Source organism: Azospira sp. APE16, assembly GCF_047901315.1.
Classification (GTDB): domain Bacteria; phylum Pseudomonadota; class Gammaproteobacteria; order Burkholderiales; family Rhodocyclaceae; genus Azospira; species Azospira oryzae.
In genome coordinates this window covers 2,590,851-2,608,820 of record NZ_CP179682.1, presented here as the reverse complement: position 1 = coordinate 2,608,820, position 17,970 = coordinate 2,590,851, and the positions used below count along the sequence as shown (strand labels likewise).

Here is a 17,970-nt window from a genome sequence, read left to right as displayed (position 1 = left end):
CTGAAGTGCAACAAAAGCACTGGTGCACTTCGCCTAACAATCCAGTCATCCGGAACGTCGGCAACCGAAGTCGCTTGGGTAGGCCGCCTTGCACGACGGCATCCGGTTGCTTTCATCGTTAGGTCTCTATGGTTACGCGCCGATACCTTCTCGCTTTCGCTGTATCAATCGGCGTCTTGCTAGGGGGATTCGGTTTCTTTGGAATTCTGTTTTTTTCACTAAAGCCAACTGAAGCGATCATTTCCTCGCACAAGTTCGAAGTCGATTTGTCAGCGTTGCGTCCTGGCGAAGTCCTACGTTTTGATTGGGAAGGTCAAGAAATACTAGTTGTACGTAGGACTCCCGAGCAGATCGAATGGTTAGAACACCATGATCCCCCTCCAGCTCAAGGCTTAGTGGCTGGTGAAAGATCAAATTCCAAAGTGGTAAATCGCTTTCGTTCTCTAAGAAAGGACTACTTGGTTGTCGCTGCTGAGCGCTATCGAGAGAATCTTCGTCTTCGAGAAATCAGCCAGTATTCCCTTTGCGACGAATTGGCTTATGACGCTAACCGCCACGCTCTAAAACAAGGAGTAACGTTTCACGGAGTTTTGTATTGTTCCCGCTGGTATGGTCGCCCTATCGACGATCCGCTTAACTCAATGTTTGTCTATGACATAGCAGGCCGTAATCGCAATCCATGGCTCGCTCCTCTCGAGATACCATCTCACTACTTTCAGGGAGAGAAAACCCTTGTCCTTGATGCCTCTTCCTAGCAATCTGGTCCAGCGGACAGTCGCCCAGTTGTGCTGTCGACCTGCCGCTGACCTTCGTCATTAGCCATCATGTACCGACACCGTTGGCTCCGTTCTTTTGGCGAGATAAAAGAACGGACGCCCGCGCGTCAGGCGCGGAACCCAGCGGTCACTAAACCCATCACTGCGGAAGACTCAGAGAACCCCCGCGCCTGAGGAATTAAACCTGGCCGCGCCTCGATAATTAGGCCGTGAAACCCCAACCAACCACCCCGCCATACCCCAATAAAGACGGCCCTCCCGGCAATGGCATCGCCGGGAGGGCCGTCCCTTTTGCTTCTCCCGGCAGATCGCCGGGGAAATCCCGTCAGCCTTGCAGCACCGCTGCCATGGCTTCGGCCACGTAGGCCACGTTGCCGGTGTTGAGGCCGGCCACGCACATGCGGCCGGAGCGCACCAGGTACACGCCGAACTCTTCCCGCAGGCGGTCCACCTGGGCGGGGGAGAGGCCGGTGTAGCTGAACATGCCGCGCTGCTTGGTGAAGTAGGAGAAGTCCTTGCCCGGCACCCGGGCGGTCAGCACTTCATACAGCTTCTGGCGCATGGCCTGGATGCGGGTGCGCATCTCGGTCACTTCCTTGACCCATTCGGCGTGGAGGGCGGCATCGTTCATGACGATGGTGGTCACCAGTTCGCCGTGGATAGGGGGACTGGAGTAGTTGCGGCGCACGGTGAACTTGAGCTGGCCCAGGACCCGGCCGGCTTCTTCCGCATCCTTGCACACCACGGAGAGGCCGCCGACCCGCTCGCCGTAGAAGGAGAGGTTCTTGGAGAAGGAGTTGCTGACCAGGAAAGGCAGGCCGGAATCGGCCAGGGCGCGGATGGCGTAGGCGTCTTCATCGAGGCCGTCGCCGAAGCCCTGGTAGGCGATGTCGAGGAAGGGGATCAGCTTGCGCTCGGCGACGATGGAGATCACCTGTTGCCATTGTTCCCGGGAGAGGTCCACGCCGGTGGGGTTGTGGCAGCAGGGGTGCAGCAGGACGATGCTCTGCTCGGGCAGGCCCTTGAGACAGGCGACCATGCCGGCGAAGTCCACGCCGCCGGTGTTGGCGTCGTAGTAGGGATAGTCGTGCACGACGATGCCGGCGCCTTCGAAGATGGAGCGGTGGTTGTCCCAGGTGGGGTTGCTGACCCAGGCTTCGCTCTTGGGGAAGTAGCGCTTGAGCAGGTCGGCGCCCATCTTCAGCGCCCCGGAGCCGCCCAGGGTCTGGATGGTGGCGATGCGGCCGGCCTTGAGGGCGGCGCTGTCGGCGCCGAAGAGCAGCTTTTGCACCACGGCCCGGTAGTCGGCGGCGCCTTCCATGGGCAGGTAGGAGCGGGGCGCGGGGGCGGCGGCGATGGCGGCCTCGGCCTGGCGCACGGAGCCGAGCAGGGGAATGCGGCCCTGTTCGTCGTAATAGAGGCCGATGCCCAGATTGACCTTGGTGGCCCGGGGGTCCTTGTGGAAGGTTTCGACCAGGGTGAGGATGGGGTCGCCCGCGTAGGCGTCGACGTGTTCGAACATGGTGCGCTGGTTCCGTTGGTGAAGTGGTCAGAAAGAGGCCGCGCCGGGCGGGCCGGATTGCCCCGGAAGCGGGGCAGGGGGCCGTGGCGGCAGGGGCTTATTGTAGCCGCCCGGGCCACCACGGCCAGCAAAAGCGTGGGGCGGGCGGCAAAAATGGCTCAGGCGTTGGGCGTCTGGGGCCGGGGCAGCCACTTCAGCAGCATGGCGTAGAGCACTTCCGGATTCACCGGCTTGGGCACGAAGTCATTCATGCCGGCCTCCAGGCAGCGTTCCCGGTCCTCGCCGAAGGCGTTGGCGGTCATGGAGATGATGGGCAGGCTTTCCATGCCGGGCAGGCGGCGGATGTGGCGGGTGGCCTCCAGGCCGTCCATGCCGGGCATCTGCATGTCCATCAGCACCAGGGCGTAGGGCGTGGTCCCCCGTTCCAGGCAGGCCACGGCCTCGTTGCCGTCGGCGGCGATATCCACCCGCAGCCCGGCGTATTCGAGCAGTTCACGGGCCACCTCCTGGTTGATGGAGTCGTCTTCGGCCAGGAGGATGGGGGTGCCCCGGTAGTGCTGCAGCAGTTCGCCTTCGGCCGAATCGGGGCGGGGGCCGTCCTCGGGCAGGGCGGCCCGGGCCTCGCCCAGCTTGAGCCGGGCGGAGAACCAGAAGGTGCTGCCGAAGCCCAGGCGGCTGTCCACGCCGGCATCGCCACCCATTATCTGGGCCAGGCGCCGGGTGATGACCAGGCCCAGGCCGGTGCCGCCGAAACGGCGGCTGGTGCTGCCGTCGGCCTGCTGGAAGGGGGCGAACAGCAGGGGCTGGACTTCCGGGGCGATGCCGATGCCCGTGTCCTCCACCTCGAAGCGCAGGAAGACGTCCGCCGGCGTCAGCTCCAGCACCTTGATCCGCAGGGTGACGCTGCCCCATTCGGTAAATTTCACCGCATTGCTGGCGTAGTTGAGGATGGCCTGGGTCAGGCGGGTCGGGTCCCCCAGCAGGTAGGGCGGCAGGGGATCGACTTCCGACTTGAGGATGATGCCCTTCTTGCGCGCTCCCTCGGCCAGCATGGAGAAGATGTGGCTGACGATGCGCCCCAGCTCCACTGGCTGTTCCTCCAGCACTAGGCGCTCGGCCTCGATCTTGGAGAGGTCCAGGATGTCGTTGATGATGGACAGCAGGTGGCTGGCCGCATCGTCGATCTTGTCCAGGCGGTCCTGCTGCTGGGGCGAGGGCTCGCCCTTCTTGAGGATGTGGGTGAGGCCGATGATGGCGTTCATCGGCGTGCGGATCTCGTGGCTCATGTTGGCGAGGAAGGCGCTCTTGGCCACGTTGGCGGCATTGGCCGCATCCCGGGCCCGGGCCAGTTCCTCGGTGCGCTCGGCCACCAGCTCTTCCAGGTGGTGGCTGTAATTGCTGACCTCGGCCTCCAGGCGCTTGCGCTCGGTGATGTCCCGGGCCACCCCGAGGACGCCCAGCACCTTGCCCTGGGGCTCGACGATGGGCGTCTTGACCGTCTCGAACAGGCGCTGGCCGGAGCCGTCCGCCTGGGTGATCCATTCCTCGTTGCTCTGGGGCGTGCCGGCGGCCAGCACCTGGCGGTCCTTGTCGCGGAAGAAATCGGCCTGTTCCTTGCTGACGAAGTCGTAGTCGCTGCAGCCGATGATCTCCTGCTCCGGGCGGCCCATCATGCGTTCGAAGGCCGGGTTGCAGGCGATGAAGACGCCGGCCTCGTCCTTCAGCCAGAGGGGATCGGGAATGCCCCGCAGCAGGGTGTGCAGGTGGCTGCGCTGCCGCTCCAGTTCGGCGGTGCGGCGCTTCACGGCCGCCTGCAGCACCCGCACCCAGAGGGCCAGGCCGGCGCCGGCGACCAGCAGCAGGGCCAGGCCCAGGCCGAAGTACCGGGCGTAGGGCATGTAGGGCACGTAGTCGATGGCCGAGCCCATCCACTTCTTTTCCAGGGCCGCCCGTTCCTCGTTGCTGATGAGGGCCATGCCCCGTTCCACCACCGCCAGGGTGGCCGTGTCGCCCTTGCGCGTGGCCCGGTGGAAGCGCCCCTGGTAGAGGTCGAAGGACTTGCGGAACTGGCGCTGCAGATCCAGGCGGTAGAGGTAGTAGTTGGCCGGGAGCTGGTCCAGGCAGAAAAGCTTGATCTCCTCGGCCACGGCAGCGGCGATCATTTCCGCGTAGTTCTTGAACTGGCGCAGGTTGGTGACGCCCTTGCCCTGCAGTTCCTCGATGCAGGCGTCGCCGACCTGGACGCCGATGAGGAAGCCCTTGAGGTTGTCCGTGTTGCTGATGCCGCTGATGGAACTGTGGCTGTAGATGCCCACCGGCAGGTTGGCGTAGGGCTGGGAGAATTCGTAGAGGGCATCCCGGGCGGCAGTGTGGAAGATCATGTCGATCACGTCCGCCTCGTTCTCCGCCATGAGGCGCTGGGCCCGGCCCCAGTCGGTGGCGATCAGCTGCACCCGGCGGCCGGTCTTCTGCTCCCACAGGGACCACAGGTCCACCAGATAGCCCACGGGCTGGCCGCTCGGGTCGCGGAAGATGTAGGGCGGATAGTTGTCGTCGCTGGTGACCCGCAGGGGCGGCTCGTCGGCACCGGCGGGCCCGGCGGACAGGGCCGCACAGCACGCCAGGAGCAGGGCGCCGAGCAGGCGGGTGATTGCGGGGACGGCGGGGAACTGCGTCATCGGGCCACCTGGAAAGGGGAGGGCGAGAATGGTCGGCGGGGATGGCGCTCCATCCCGTTCGCCTAGCAGTATGGCATAGGCCGGCCCCGGCTCCGGCGGGCAAAAGTCATGAAACGGCAGGAGGGAAGCCGGGAGCGGCGTGCTGGCCAAAGTGGTCGGACAGCGCCGGGGCCGATGCGTTCGGCGGGAGAGGCGGGTGGCGGGAGAAACGGGCGGCGGGAGAAACGGGCAGCCGGCTGTCAGCCGCAGCGCGGCCCCGGGCTCAGCCGAAGCAGCGGGCCCACAGCAGGGAGCAGGGCATGGCCAGGAACAGGGCCGGCAGCATGTTCACGATGGGGAAGAACTTGATGCCGCAGATGCGCAGGCCCGTGGCCATCATGATGACGCCGCCGCAGGCGGAGAAGTCGGCCAGCATCTCCGGTGTCGCCAGGGGCACCAGCAGGCCGGCGCCGAGGAAGAGGGCGCCCTGCACCAGGAGCTGGGGCAGGCAGATGAGGGCCACCGCCGGGCCCAGTTCGGCGGCGAAGATGAGGGCGGTGAACAGGTCCAGGATGGACTTGGCCAGGAGGATGTGGGCATCCCCGGTCATGCCCTCCTGGGTGGCGCCGAAAATGCCCATGCCGCTGGCGCAGAACAGCACCAGCAAAGTGACGAACTTGCCGACGAAGCCTTCCACCCGGGGATTGCCCTTCTCCCCCGGCATGAGCCTTTCCGCCTGGCGCTGGGCCCAGCCGATGGCCTTCTCCAGGCCCCGTTCCAGATGGGCCAGCTCCCCCGCCAGGGAGCCCAGGATCAGGGCCAGGGCCACCGCCGGCAGGGCGTGCACCTTGTTCATCAGGGTGGTGCCGATGGCGGCGGCGATGATGCCGAAGGTCAGGGGCAGGGTTTCCCGCACGCGGCGGGGCAGGCGGCGGCCGAGCACGGCGCCGCCGAGGCCGCCCAGGATCAGGGCGGCGCTGTTGGCCAGGGGTCCCAGCATGGGGTGTTTCTCCGGGGGAGGCCGCCGGCGGCCCGCGGGGGGCTCTGCATGACGTGGCGGCTTGATTAAGCAATCCGGTATGTTAAGGATTCCGGCGTGGCGAATAAAATACCGTTTTCGTTGTCTGGAATATCGAATTGATATGGGTGGCCCATGGACCTGAAGCGCATGCACTACTTCTGCACCATCGTCGAGCAGGGCCAGATCAGCCGGGCCGCCCGGGAACTGCACATGGCCCAGCCTCCCCTCAGCCAGCGCCTGAAGGAGCTGGAGGAGGAACTGGGCACCCCCCTGTTCCTGCGCAAGGGCCGGCAGCTGGAGCTGACCGAGGCCGGGCGCCTGTTCTACCGCCGCGCCCGGGACATCCTGCGGGCGGTGGAATCCTCCCGGGACGAGGTGCTGCGCCTCGCCTCCCAGAGCGGTCCGGCCCTGCGCATCGGCCTCTCGCCCACCTGCCGCGCCCCCTGGCTGGCCCGCTGCGAGGCCCTCATGGCCCGCTTCCCGGCCCGGGAGATCGGCCTGGTGGTGGGGGATTCCAGCTACCTGGAACACCTGCTGCGCACCGGCCAGCTGGACCTGGCCTTCATGCAGCCGCCCCTGCAGCCCGACAGCTTCAACGTGCACCGCCTGCGGGCCTCGCCCTCGGTGGCCCTGGGCCCCGCCGACCTCTTCGCCCCCGGGCTGCGCCTGGGCCTGGCCGAGCTGGCCGCCCATCCCCTGCTGCTGCTGCGCCGCTCCGTCGGCATCGGCACCTACGAGCGCCTGCAGCAGCAGTTCCACGAAGCCGGCCTGCTGCCCCGGGTGGCCCTCTACAGTTCCGACGCCGGCATGCTGCGGGACCTGCTGCTGCAGGGCTTCCGCGGCCTGGCGGTGCTGCCGGCCTCGGAGGTGGAGCGCCTGGCGGCGGGCGCCGATCCGGCCTTCCGCGTCTATGACCTGGCCGTGCCCCTGCCGGACTACCAGCTGTCCCTGGTCTGCCCCCGCAGCGGCGACGACGCGGATCTGGTGCGCGCCCTGCTGGAACTCTGGGCCGAGCCCGGGGCCTAGGGGCACCGCCGCCAGGAGCCGCAAGCGGCGCGGCGCCTATGCCGGCGCTGCCGGCGGTGCTAGCATTCCGCCCCCATGCAACTCGAACATATCCGCCAACGCCTGGCCGCCCTCGGCGCCAAGACCTGCCACGAGGACCGGGTGCTGCGCGCCTGGCTCCAGGCCCAGCCCCTGGATGCCGGCGCCCGCCGCCGCCAGGCCCAGGACTACCTGCCCAAGGCCATCCGCGAGGAACTGCCGGCCCTGGCCGCCGACCTGGAGGCCCTGGCCCGGGTCCATTCCGAACACCCGGGGGCCGACGGCTCGGCGCGCCTGCTGGTGCGCCTGGGCGACGGCCAGGCGGTGGAAAGCGTGCTGCTGCCCCGGGACGGGGTCTGCGTCTCCACCCAGGTGGGCTGCGCCGTCGGCTGCACCTTCTGCATGACCGGCCGGGACGGCCTGCTGCGCCAGCTCTCCAGCGGCGAGATCGTGGCCCAGGTGGTGCTGGCCCGGGCCCGGCGGCCGGTGAAGAAGGTGGTCTTCATGGGCATGGGCGAACCGGCCCACAACCTGGACAACGTGCTGGCCGCCATCGACCTGCTCGGCAGCGCCGGCGGCATCGGCCACAAGAACCTGGTCTTTTCCACCGTCGGCGACCGTCGCGTCTTCGAGCGCCTGCCCCAGCAGGCGGTGAAGCCGGCCCTGGCCCTCTCCCTGCACACCAGCCGGGCCGAGCTGCGGGCCCAGCTGCTACCCAAGGCCCCGCGCCTGACGCCGGAGGAACTGGTGGAACTGGGCGAGGAATATGCCCGCAGCACCGGCTACCCCATCCAGTACCAATGGACCCTGCTCGACGGGGTCAATGACAGCGAGGCGGAAATGGACGGCATCGTCCGCCTCCTCAGCGGCAAATACGCCATCATGAACCTGATCCCCTTCAACGCCGTCGGCGGGGAGGATGAGGCCGGCGAGGGCGCCTTCCGCCGCCCGGCCTGGGAACGGGCCCGGCATCTGGCCCGCTACCTGCACCAGCGGCGTATCCTGACCAAACTGCGCAATTCCGCCGGCCAGGACATCGACGGCGGCTGCGGCCAGCTGCGGGCCCGCAGTCTGGCGGAGGACCCGAGCAGTCCCCAGGCCCCTGCGCCCCAGGCCATTTCCGGCCCGGCGCTCCGGCGCCGGCAGCCGCGCCCCTGAAGCCGGCGGCGCCTCCCCCACACCCACTGGAGCCATCCATGCTGCGCCCATTCCTGTTCTCCTTCCTCCTCGTCTGCAGCCTGGCCCACGGCGCGCCGCCGGCGGAAGCCCCGGTGGAAGTGGTGGCCGCCGAGTTCGGCATCTTTGAAGAGAAGAAGGGCGACCTGGTGTTCACTCCCACCGACGTGGTGCCCCACGTGCTGGGCCAGCGCTACGGTTGGGTGATCGAGGTCAAGACCAGCAAGCGCACCCTCAAGGTCAGCGAGGAATACGTGCAGCCCCGGCCCAACAAGGGCACGGCGGAAGAGAAGGAAGTGGCACGCAACCTGGGCCTCTCCAACGACAAGCGGACCCAGGTCAGCGAACGCCTGCTGGCCCCCATGGATGGGCACATCTACGCCGAGTGGTCGGTGGGCCCCAACGAGCCGGCGGGCCACCGCCGCCTGCAGGTGCTGGTGGAAGGCCAGGTGGCCGCTCGCTTCGAGTTTGACGTGAAGTAAGACTCGACGCGAGGCAACGACGGGGACGGTTTCCGGCTGGGGAGGCGGCCCGCCGCATGGCGGTCGGGAGCGCTTGCCGGCCGGTCTTCAGGCGTAGGTGGAAAGATTGCCGACCAGGGCCGAGAGCAGGGAATCCTCGGCGCTCAGGGTGCCGTCGGCGCTGTAGATGCCGGAGGTGCTGCTAGTGCTGCTGGCGCTGGTTGTGCTGCTGGAGGAAGAACTGTCGTCGTCCACGTTCTGGTTGGCAGCAGCCACCAGGGAGTTGTAAAGACTGTCCACCGTGGTTTCCGACGTGCTGCCGGAGAGGCCGGCGATGACGCCGGAGGCGGTGGACAGGCTGACAGCCTGTTGCGCCAGCCGGGCCACGGCCACGCTGCTGCTGGCCTGGGTGATGTAGGTGCTGCTGTAGCTGCTCAGGCTGGAAAGGGATGACAGGGCGGTGATGGAACTCATGGGGGCCTCCGGATACCGCCAAGTCTAGGCACTCCCGCAGCCCCGGCAAGGCTTTTTACCTGATTTGACCTGCCTTTACACGCAGTGGCGCTACCGCTGCGGCCGGGCGAGTCAGGCACCCGGCCGGGAACGCCTCAGGCGCCCTTGAGGGCCAGGAATTCGTCGATCAGGCGGGCCAGCACGGCCTCTTCGTCTTCCGCTTCCAGGCCCAGGATTTCGGCCACCATCTTCACCTTGCCCGGATTGACCCGGCGCCGTTCCGTCGCCGGTGCCGCCGGCATGGCGGGCGCCGCGGGAGCGACGGGGGCCTCTTCCCAGGGCGGCACTTCGGCCGTGGCCGGGGAGGGGCTTGCCGCCTGGGCTGCAGCCGGGCTGGGAACCATATCCGGCGCGGCTTGCGGCGGGGTGTCCGGCTTCTTGCCGCGGCGCAGGCCTTCTTCCACCAGGACCTTTTCCACCACCTGCTTGGGCAGCTTCTCCCCTTCGGGCAGCTGGGCGATCTGGCCGATCAGGGTTTCCGCCTTGGCCTCGTTCTTCTGGGCCAGCTTCTCCAGCTGGATGGCGGTGCTGGTGCTGGAAATCTTGCCCGATTCGAGCAGGGCGCTGACCTGGGGCGATAGGTTGGCGGCGGCGGTGGCCTGGGCCAGCCAGGTGGCGGTGCGGCCGAAGTGTTCGGCGGCCGCATCCTTGCTCTCGAAGCGCTCGGCAATGGTCTGGATGGCGTTGGCCATGTCCCGCGGGTCCAGGGCGGCGCGCACGCCCAGACCCAGGTTCTCGAAGACCTGCACTTCCAGCACTTCCTCCGGGCTGCAGGCCCGCACCAGCACCGGCACGGCGGTCTCGCCCGCCAGCAGGGCGGCGCGGCGGCGGCGTTCGCCCACCACCAGGGCGTGGCGCCCGGCGCCGTCCGCCGGCTGCACCACCAGGGGATGGATCAGGCCCTTGCGGCCGATGGAGTTGGCCAGGCCCTTGAGGCTGGCCTCGTCGAAGTGCTGGCGCACGTGGTCCGGGCCGGGCTCGATCAGGGCGATGTCGATGATGCGGAATTCCGCGGGATTGTCTTTGAAGGCCATGGCCCCTCCGCCGTCGGTTGGTAGTGGCGCGATCCGCGGCGGCAGGCCGGCGCGGATCGACGAAGGGGGCGGATGTTCCTCGGTTTTCCCGCCTTTTTCAAGGCTTGACGGATGGCCGCGGATCGTAGCCGCGGTGCAGGTCTGGTGCCGCCATGGGCTTCAGGCGGCGGGGGCGTGCTTGGCCAGTTTGCGCTGCAGGGTGCGCCGGTGCATTTTCAGGGAGCGGGCGGTGGCGGTGATGTTGCCGCCGTTTTCCCGCAGGATGCGCTGGATGTATTCCCACTCGACCCGCTGCACCGTCATGCGCTCGTCCGTGGCGATGGGGGGGATTTCCCAGTGGTCGGCGGTGAGGGCCTTGACGATGTCGCCGGCCTCCACCGGCTTGATCAGGTATTCCAGGGCCCCCAGCTTGATGGCGCCGACAGCGGTGGGAATGCTGGCGTAGCCGGTGAGGACCACGATGCGGGCGCCGGGGCTGCATTCGAGCAGGGGTTCGATCAGGTTGAGGCCCGACTTGCCTTCCAGGTTGAGGTCGAGCACGACGTACTCCGGTTCGTGCCGGGCCGCCAGGGCCAGGGCGCTCTCCGGGTCGTGTCCGGCGATGGTCTGGAAGCCGCGTCGGCCCATGGCCTTGGCCAGGGCACTGCAGTAGGCCTGGTCGTCGTCCACGATCAGCAGCAGGGGGGATTCGTTGCCATCGGCAGCGTCGGTGACGGGATTCATGTCAGCAATCCTTGAGGGGAAGTTTGAGGGTGACGTCGGTGCCCCGGGGCTGCCGGGGCGCCAGATGGAGCTGGCCGCCGCAGCGCTGGATGGCGCTGCGGGCCAGCAGCAGGCCGATGCCCAGGCCCGAGTCCGAATGCACCGGCAGGGGCTGGCCGGCGGCGGCCAGGACATCTTCGGGAATGCCCGGCCCCTGGTCGGCAATGACCAGGTGGAGCCAGGGGCCATGCACGGCGGCGCTGACTTCGAGCCACTCGGGGCTGAAGCGCACGCCGTTGTCCACCAGGTTGTGCAGGGCCTGTTCCAGGGCAACGTCGGCGGCCACCAGGCGCCCGGCGGCTTCTGCATCGATGCGCAGGGCGATGCTGGCGGCCGGATGCAGGGCCCGCCAGCCGTGGGCGCATTCCTCCAGCCAGTCCTGTACCCGCCGCTGGCGGCGCTCCTCGGCCCGGGGGCGGCCGGCCTCCGCCGTGAGGCGGGTGAGGGCGCTCTTGCATTTGTCGATCTGCAGTTTCAGGCCCGCCAGTTCCTGGCGCGTCCGGGGCGGCAGTTCGGCATCCTCGACCAGATCGTCCACCACCAGCTTCATGGTGGCCAGGGGCGTGCTCAGTTCATGGGCGGCGCCGGCGGCCAGGGTGCCGAGGGAGACCACCCAGCCGTTGCGGATCTCGTTTTCCCGGGCCCGGGCCAGGGCCTGGTCGCGGATGCGGATGGCGGCCGTCATGCGGGTGATGAACCACACCGAGATGAGCACGGAGGCGAGGAAGGTCAGCCACATGCCGAGCAGGTGCAGCTGCACGGCGATGGTGGCGTCCTTCACTTCCAGGGGCTGGTAGAAGTTCCACAGGAAGGAATAGGTGAGGATGGAAAAGGCCCCCAGCAGCCAGGCCTGCAGGGTCGGCAGCATGGCGGCGCCGATGGCCACCACGGGCAGCAGCAGGGAGATGAGGGGATTGGTGGCGCCGCCGGAAAAGTAGATGACGATGCTCCAGGAGAGCAGGTCCACCATCAGCTGGGTCATGGCGGGAATGGGCTCCCGGTCCCAGTGGCGCAGCAACATGGCGGCGCCGTTCACCAGCGCCAGGAAGGTGGCCGTGGCCAGCAGGGGCAGGGGGGCGATGGTGATGCCGAGCAGGCGGGGAAAGCCCAGGGTGATGGCGGCCATGGCCAGCACCGAGCCCCAGCGCAGGGCGATCAGGAGGTCCGCGTCGAGGCGCAGGCGGCGCAGGGGACGGGGCGGCGGGAAGGGCGCTGGCGAGGGCATGCAGGCGGCTCCGAAGGGGTGGCGACGGCGGCATTATGGACAAGGGCGTGACCGCTTGTCGCGTGACATTTAGTCACTTCCCGAGGCCGCCGCCGGCGGTCAGAATCCGCCCCGTCTAAGCTTTCCAAGCCTGGACTAACGACTAGGATTGACGCCCCAGCAATGGGGCGTCCTTTTTCCCCGGGGCCTTCGCCGCCCCGCCTGGAAGGGAGTGTCCCTTGTCCGCTCAGGATGTCTCGTCCGCCCGGCCCCGCCGCGGCCTCTCCGCTTTCCTCGCCCGCCACCGCCTGGCCTGTCACCTGGCCGTGGTGCTCCTGCTCAAGATCATTCTCCTGCGCGTGCTGTGGCTCAACTACGTGGCCCCCTACCGGGTCGCCGTGGATGAACAGCGCATGGCCCAGCAGCTCACCGGTTCCACAAAACAACCCATAAGGGAGGTTCACCATGATCGATTCGACGGTCGTTGACCTGTCGCGGCTGCAGTTCGCCGCCACGGCGATGTACCACTTCCTCTTCGTCCCGCTGACCCTGGGCCTGTCCTGGCTGCTGGTGGTGATGGAGACCGCTTACGTCATGAGCGGCAAGGAAATCTACCGGGACATGACCAAGTTCTGGGGCAAGCTCTACGGCATCAATTTCGCCCTGGGCGTCACCACCGGCATCACCATGGAGTTCCAGTTCGGCACCAACTGGGCCTACTACTCCCATTACGTGGGCGATATCTTCGGCGCCCCCCTGGCCATCGAGGGGCTGATGGCCTTCTTCCTCGAATCCACCATGGTGGGCCTGTTCTTCTTCGGCTGGCAGCGCCTGTCCAAGGCCGGCCACCTGGCGGTGACCGTGCTCATGGCCCTCGGCACCAACCTTTCCGCCGTGCTCATCCTCATCGCCAACGGCTGGATGCAGGACCCGGTGGGCTCCACCTTCAACCCGGTGACCATGCGCATGGAGCTGGTGGATTTCGCCGCCCTGGTGTTCAACCCGGTGGCCCAGTCCAAGTTCGTGCATACGGTGGCCGCCGGCTATGTCACCGGCTCCCTGTTCGTGCTCGGCATTTCCTCCTGGTATCTGCTGAAGGGCCTGCACGTGGAGTTCGCCCGCCGCTCCTTCCGCATCGCCGCCGCCTTCGGCCTGGCCGGATGCCTGTCGGTGATCGTGCTGGGGGACGAGTCCGGCTATGCCGTGTCCGAATCCCAGAAGTCCAAGCTGGCCGCCATCGAGGCCATGTGGGAGACGGAAGCGGCGCCGGCGGGCTTCAACCTGCTGGCCTGGCCCAATGAGGAACGCCAGGCCAACGACTGGGAAATCCGCATTCCCTACGTGCTGGGCCTGATCGCCACCCGCTCCGTGTCCGAGACCCTGCCCGGCATCAAGGAAATCCGCGCCGCCAACCGGCAGCGCATCGAAAGCGGCGTGCAGGCGGTACTGGCCCTGGAGGCCCTGCGCCAGAATCCGGCCGACGCAGCGGCCAAGGCCTCCTTCGCCAAGCACCAGCAGGACATGGGCTACGGCATGCTGGTCAAGCGCTACAGCCCGGACCTGGCCCAGGCCACCCCGGCCATGCTGGACCAGGCGGCCCACGATTCCGTGCCCAGGGTGGCGCCGTTGTTCTGGACCTTCCGCCTGATGGTGCTGCTGGGTTTTGCCATGCTGCTGCTGGTGGGGCTGGCCTTCTGGTACAGCGTCAAGAACAGCTTCCAGCAGAAGACCTGGCTGCTGCGCTGGGCCCTGTGGTTCATCCCCATGCCCTGGATCGCCATCCAGTCCGGCTGGTTCGTCGCCGAGTACGGCCGCCAGCCGTGGACGGTGTTCGGCATGCTGCCCACCCATCTGTCGGCCTCCAGCCTTTCCGCCGCCAGCCTGTGGGGCTCCATCGCCGGCTTCGTCGGCTTCTACACCCTGCTGCTGGTCGCCGAGATGTACCTGATGTTCAAGTACGCCCGCCTCGGCCCCGCCGCCCTGCAGCCCGCCGCCGCGCCCGCCAACGCCTGAGGAGACGACTGAGATGCTGTTCGATTATCTGACCCTGAAACTCATCTGGTGGCTGCTGGTGGGCGTGCTGCTCATCGGCTTCGCCATCATGGACGGCCACGACATGGGCGTCGGCACCCTGCTGCCCATCCTCGGCCGGGACGACACCGACCGGCGCGTCATGATCAACACCGTGGCGCCCCACTGGGACGGCAACCAGGTGTGGTTCATCACCGCCGGCGGCGCCATCTTCGCCGCCTGGCCCTTCGTCTATGCCACCGCCTTCTCCGGCATGTACTGGGCCCTGCTGCTGGTGCTGTTCGCCCTGTTCTTCCGTCCGGTAGGCTTCGAGTACCGCTCCAAGCTGCCCAATCCGGCCTGGCGCAGCGCCTGGGACTGGGGCCTGTTCGCCGGCAGCGCGGTGCCGGCCCTGGTGTTCGGCGTGGCCTTCGGCAATTTCTTCCAGGGGGTGCCCTTCCACCTGGACGAAACCATGCGCTCCTTCTACACCGGCAGCTTCTGGGCCCTGCTCAATCCCTTCGCCCTGCTCTGCGGCGTGGTGAGCCTGTCCCTGCTGGCCCTGCAGGGCGCCACCTTCCTCGCCCACCGCACCGAAGGGGAGCTGCAGGCCCGCGCCAGGGGCGCCGGTACGGTGCTGGCGGTGCTGCTGCTGGCCGCCTTCTCCGCCGCCGGGGTATGGGTGGGCCGTCTCGACGGCTTCGTCATCCAGTCCATCGCCGACGTGGGCGGTGCCCTCAATCCCCTGATGAAGGAAGTGGTGCGCCAGCCCGGGGCCTGGTTCGCCAACTACCAGAAGTATCCCCTGCTGTGGGCCGTGCCTGCCCTGGCCTACGCGGGGGGGCTGCTGGCCCTGGCCTGCCTGCGGGCCGGCAAGACCCTGGTGGCCTTCGTCGGCTCCTCCGTGGCCTGCCTGGCGGTGATCCTCACCGCCGGCGTCGCCCTGTTCCCCTTCGTGCTGCCGTCCTCCACCCTGCCCAAGGCCAGCCTCACCGCCTGGGATGCCACCTCCAGCTACGTGACCCTCAACGTCATGCTCTACGTGGCCCTGATCTTCACCCCCATCGTCATCGCCTACACCGGCTGGGCCTACCGGGTGATGGCCGGCAAGGTGCCCCGGGACTACATCGTCGCCAACGACAAGGCCCTCTACTAATCAAGCAAAGGAGTACATGCCATGTGGTATTTCACCTGGATTCTCGGCCTGGGTTTCGCCGTGCTGCTGGCGGTGGTCAACGCCCTGTGGCTGGAAGCGAAGCACACGCAGGAATAGCGCTCGTTCCCTCCCTGGAACGAATTTCACCGGGCCCTCGGGCCCGGCCTTTTTTTATGGGAGTGGGGCGGCGGCCGATGCGGGGCCGCCGTTCCGGGTCAGCCGCCGGCCGCCACCTTGGCCCGGGCGGCATGCACCTTCTTGTAGCTGTCGATCAGCCGCTGGTGCCGGTCCAGCCCTTCCAGCTTCATGCTGGTCGGGGTCAGGCCGTGGAAGCGCAGGGTGCCCTGCACCGAGCCGATCACCGCGTCCATGCGCTCGTTGCCGAACATGCGGCGGAAGTTGGCTTCATAGTCGGCCAGGTCCAGGTCCCCGCCTTCATCCTTGTCCAGCACCACTTCCAGCACCACGTTCATGGCCTGGTAGAAGAGGCCCCGATCCACGGTGTTCTCGTTGAACTGCAGGAAGGCGCCCACCAGGTCGTGGGCCTCCGCCAGCTGCCCCAGAGCCAGATGGATCAGCAGCTTCAGTTCCAGGATGGTCAGCTGGCCCCACACCGTGTTCTCGTCGAACTCGACGCCGATGAGGCCGATGATGTCGGTGTAGTCGTCCAGCTCGCTCTCTTCCAGCCGTTGCAGCAGGGCGGCCAGCTGCTTGTCGCTCAAGCGGTGCAGGTTGAGGATGTCCTCGCGGAAGGCCAGGGCCTTGTTGGTGTTGTCCCAGATCAGGTCTTCCACCCCGTAGATTTCCGAGTAGCCGGGCACCAGGATGCGGCAAGCGGTGACACCTAACTGGTCGTACACCGCCAGGTAGGCCTCCTTGCCCATCTCTTCGAGAATGCCGAACAGGGTGGCCGCTTCATGGGCATTGGATTCTTCGCCGTGGCCGGAGAAGTCCCATTCGACGAAGTCGTAGTCGGCCTTGGCGCTGAAGAAGCGCCAGGAGACCACGCCGCTGGAGTCGATGAAGTGGTCCACGAAGTTGTTGGGCTCGGTCACCGCCTGGCTTTCGAAGGTGGGCCGGGGCAGGTCGTTGAGGCCCTCGAAGCTGCGGCCCTGCAGCAGCTCGGTGAGGCTGCGCTCCAGGGCCACTTCCATGCTGGGATGGGCGCCGAAGGAGGCGAAGACGCCGCCGGTGCGGGGGTTCATCAGGGTGACGCACATCACCGGGAACCGGCCGCCGAGGGAAGCGTCCTTCACCAGCACGGGGAAGCCCTGTTCTTCCAGGCCCCGGATGCCGGCGACGATGCCCGGGTACTTGGCCAGCACCTCTTGCGGCACGTCGGGTAGGGCGATTTCGCCTTCGAGGATTTCCCGCTTCACCGCCCGCTCGAAAATCTCCGACAGGCACTGCACCTGGGCTTCGGCCAGGGTGTTGCCGGCACTCATGCCGTTGCTGAGGTAGAGGTTGTCGATGAGGTTGGAGGGGAAGTACACCACCTCGCCGTTGGACTGGCGTACGAAGGGCAGGCAGCAGATGCCCCGGGCCACGTTGCCGGAGTTGGTGTCGATGAGGTGGGAGCCCCGCAGTTCGCCGTCCGGGTTGTAAATCTCCAGGCAGTACTCGTCGAGGATTTCCTTGGGCAGGGCGTCCTTCTTGCCGGGCTTGAACCAGCGCTCGTTGGGGTAGTGCACGAAGGGAGCGTTGGCGATCTCTTCGCCCCAGTACTGGTGGGTGTAGAAGTGGTTGCAGCTCAGACGCTCGATGTACTCGCCCAGGGCCGAAGCCAGGGCGCTTTCCTTGCTGGCGCCCTTGCCGTTGGTGAAGCACATGGAGGAATGGGCGTCGCGGATGTGCAGGGACCACACATTGGGCACCAGATTGCGCCAGGAGGCGATCTCGATCTTGATGCCCAGGCCCGCCAGGAAGGCGGACATGTTGGCGATGGTCTGCTCCAGGGGCAGGTCCTTGCCCGGGATGTAAGTCTGGTGGCCGGCATCGGGTTTGACGGTGAGCAGGGCCTGGGCGTCGGCATCCAGGTTTTCCACCTCCTCGATGATGAACTCGGGGCCGGTCTGCACCACCTTCTTCACCGTGCAGCGTTCGATGGAGCGCAGGATGCCCAGGCGGTCCTTCTCGGAAATGTCCGCCGGCAGCTCGACCTGGATCTTGAAGGTCTGCTGGTAGCGGTTTTCCGGATCGACGATGTTGTTCTGGGAGAGGCGGATGTTCTCCGTGGGAATGCCGCGGGTCTCGCAGTACAGCTTGACGAAGTAGGCCGCACAGAGGGCCGAGGAGGCCAGGAAATAGTCGAAGGGCCCCGGCGCCGAGCCGTCGCCCTTGTAGCGGATGGGCTGGTCGGCGATGACCGTGAAGTCGTCGAATTTGGCCTCCAGGCGCAGCTTGTCGAGAAAATTGACCTTGATTTCCATGGCGAATCCAAAAATGTGTGCAGACGAATAAAGCGAAGCGGCCGCCATTATCCGGGTTTCCCGGGGAAAGCCCTATTCCTCGGCCGGCCCCCTGGCCCGGCGGAGGCTCGGCAAAAGCCCGGCAAAAAAAACGCAGCCCGAAGGCTGCGCGCAAACGCCGGGGTGACAGCAGGATCACCCCGGAGGGGGACGGTCCGGCCTAGGC

Annotated in this window: 16 protein-coding genes; 8 read left to right on the top strand and 8 right to left on the bottom strand. The window is 67.0% G+C overall.

What is annotated here, in order from left to right; genetic code table 11:
* The first annotated feature begins 128 nt into the window (after window positions 1–128).
* A complete protein-coding gene (locus ACLSSQ_RS12495) occupies window positions 129–755 on the top strand; it encodes a hypothetical protein (protein ID WP_416242866.1) in 627 nt (208 codons plus the stop codon).
* Window positions 756–1,101: 346 nt separating this feature from the next.
* Here ACLSSQ_RS12495 and ACLSSQ_RS12490 read toward each other — a convergent pair whose 3' ends face one another.
* The 3 genes from ACLSSQ_RS12490 to ACLSSQ_RS12480 all read right to left on the bottom strand — a co-directional run bounded on the left by ACLSSQ_RS12490 (window position 1,102) and on the right by ACLSSQ_RS12480 (window position 5,955).
* Complete coding sequence (locus tag ACLSSQ_RS12490; protein ID WP_416242865.1) at window positions 1,102–2,298, bottom strand: aromatic amino acid transaminase; 1,197 nt, start codon at window positions 2,296–2,298, stop codon at window positions 1,102–1,104.
* Between the two features lie 158 nt (window positions 2,299–2,456).
* Complete coding sequence (locus ACLSSQ_RS12485) at window positions 2,457–4,976, bottom strand: response regulator (protein WP_416242864.1); 2,520 nt, start codon at window positions 4,974–4,976, stop codon at window positions 2,457–2,459.
* A gap of 262 nt (window positions 4,977–5,238) precedes the next feature.
* Window positions 5,239–5,955, bottom strand: coding sequence for a DUF554 domain-containing protein (locus tag ACLSSQ_RS12480; protein WP_014236979.1), 717 nt, complete (start codon window positions 5,953–5,955; stop codon window positions 5,239–5,241).
* Window positions 5,956–6,108: 153 nt separating this feature from the next.
* Here ACLSSQ_RS12480 and ACLSSQ_RS12475 point away from each other — a divergent pair, with 153 nt between their 5' ends.
* From ACLSSQ_RS12475 to ACLSSQ_RS12465, 3 genes are all read left to right on the top strand, one after another.
* Window positions 6,109–7,002, top strand: a complete 894-nt coding sequence (locus ACLSSQ_RS12475) for a LysR family transcriptional regulator (protein WP_416242863.1) — start codon at window positions 6,109–6,111, stop codon at window positions 7,000–7,002.
* Window positions 7,003–7,077: 75 nt separating this feature from the next.
* Complete coding sequence (locus ACLSSQ_RS12470; protein ID WP_416242862.1) at window positions 7,078–8,178, top strand: RNA methyltransferase; 1,101 nt, start codon at window positions 7,078–7,080, stop codon at window positions 8,176–8,178.
* Window positions 8,179–8,216: 38 nt separating this feature from the next.
* Window positions 8,217–8,678: a hypothetical protein gene (locus ACLSSQ_RS12465; protein ID WP_416242861.1), complete on the top strand. Its 462-nt coding sequence runs from the start codon at window positions 8,217–8,219 to the stop codon at window positions 8,676–8,678.
* Window positions 8,679–8,765: 87 nt separating this feature from the next.
* Here the strand turns inward: ACLSSQ_RS12465 and ACLSSQ_RS12460 are convergent, their stop codons facing one another.
* The 4 genes from ACLSSQ_RS12460 to ACLSSQ_RS12445 all read right to left on the bottom strand — a co-directional run bounded on the left by ACLSSQ_RS12460 (window position 8,766) and on the right by ACLSSQ_RS12445 (window position 12,191).
* Window positions 8,766–9,131: a hypothetical protein gene (locus ACLSSQ_RS12460; protein WP_416242860.1), complete on the bottom strand. Its 366-nt coding sequence runs from the start codon at window positions 9,129–9,131 to the stop codon at window positions 8,766–8,768.
* A 134-nt stretch (window positions 9,132–9,265) separates the two neighbouring features.
* On the bottom strand, window positions 9,266–10,204 hold the full coding sequence (locus tag ACLSSQ_RS12455) for a ParB/RepB/Spo0J family partition protein (protein WP_416242859.1): 939 nt from the start codon (window positions 10,202–10,204) through the stop codon (window positions 9,266–9,268).
* A gap of 159 nt (window positions 10,205–10,363) precedes the next feature.
* Window positions 10,364–10,927 carry a response regulator transcription factor gene (locus ACLSSQ_RS12450; RefSeq protein WP_014236984.1) on the bottom strand — a complete coding sequence of 188 codons (564 nt, stop codon included), beginning with the start codon at window positions 10,925–10,927 and terminating at the stop codon, window positions 10,364–10,366.
* Between the two features lies 1 nt (window position 10,928).
* Complete coding sequence (locus tag ACLSSQ_RS12445) at window positions 10,929–12,191, bottom strand: sensor histidine kinase (RefSeq protein WP_152089546.1); 1,263 nt, start codon at window positions 12,189–12,191, stop codon at window positions 10,929–10,931.
* Window positions 12,192–12,409: 218 nt separating this feature from the next.
* On the opposite strand from ACLSSQ_RS12445, the gene cydP reads away from it, so the two are divergent.
* The 4 genes from cydP to cydX are packed head-to-tail and all read left to right on the top strand — an operon-like array spanning window position 12,410 to window position 15,453.
* Window positions 12,410–12,658 carry a cytochrome oxidase putative small subunit CydP gene (gene cydP / locus ACLSSQ_RS12440; protein WP_130458126.1) on the top strand — a complete coding sequence of 83 codons (249 nt, stop codon included), beginning with the start codon at window positions 12,410–12,412 and terminating at the stop codon, window positions 12,656–12,658.
* Window positions 12,636–14,183, top strand: a complete 1,548-nt coding sequence (locus ACLSSQ_RS12435) for a cytochrome ubiquinol oxidase subunit I (protein ID WP_130458127.1) — start codon at window positions 12,636–12,638, stop codon at window positions 14,181–14,183. Before cydP ends, ACLSSQ_RS12435 begins: the two co-directional genes overlap by 23 nt.
* 13 nt (window positions 14,184–14,196) lie before the next feature.
* Entirely contained in the window at window positions 14,197–15,336 is a 1,140-nt protein-coding gene (gene cydB, locus ACLSSQ_RS12430) for a cytochrome d ubiquinol oxidase subunit II (RefSeq protein ID WP_416242858.1), read from the top strand.
* Between the two features lie 21 nt (window positions 15,337–15,357).
* Window positions 15,358–15,453 carry a cytochrome bd-I oxidase subunit CydX gene (gene cydX, locus ACLSSQ_RS12425; protein WP_014236989.1) on the top strand — a complete coding sequence of 32 codons (96 nt, stop codon included), beginning with the start codon at window positions 15,358–15,360 and terminating at the stop codon, window positions 15,451–15,453.
* 98 nt (window positions 15,454–15,551) lie between these two features.
* Here cydX and ACLSSQ_RS12420 read toward each other — a convergent pair whose 3' ends face one another.
* On the bottom strand, window positions 15,552–17,765 hold the full coding sequence (locus ACLSSQ_RS12420; protein ID WP_416242857.1) for an OsmC domain/YcaO domain-containing protein: 2,214 nt from the start codon (window positions 17,763–17,765) through the stop codon (window positions 15,552–15,554).
* Window positions 17,766–17,970 lie beyond the last annotated feature (205 nt).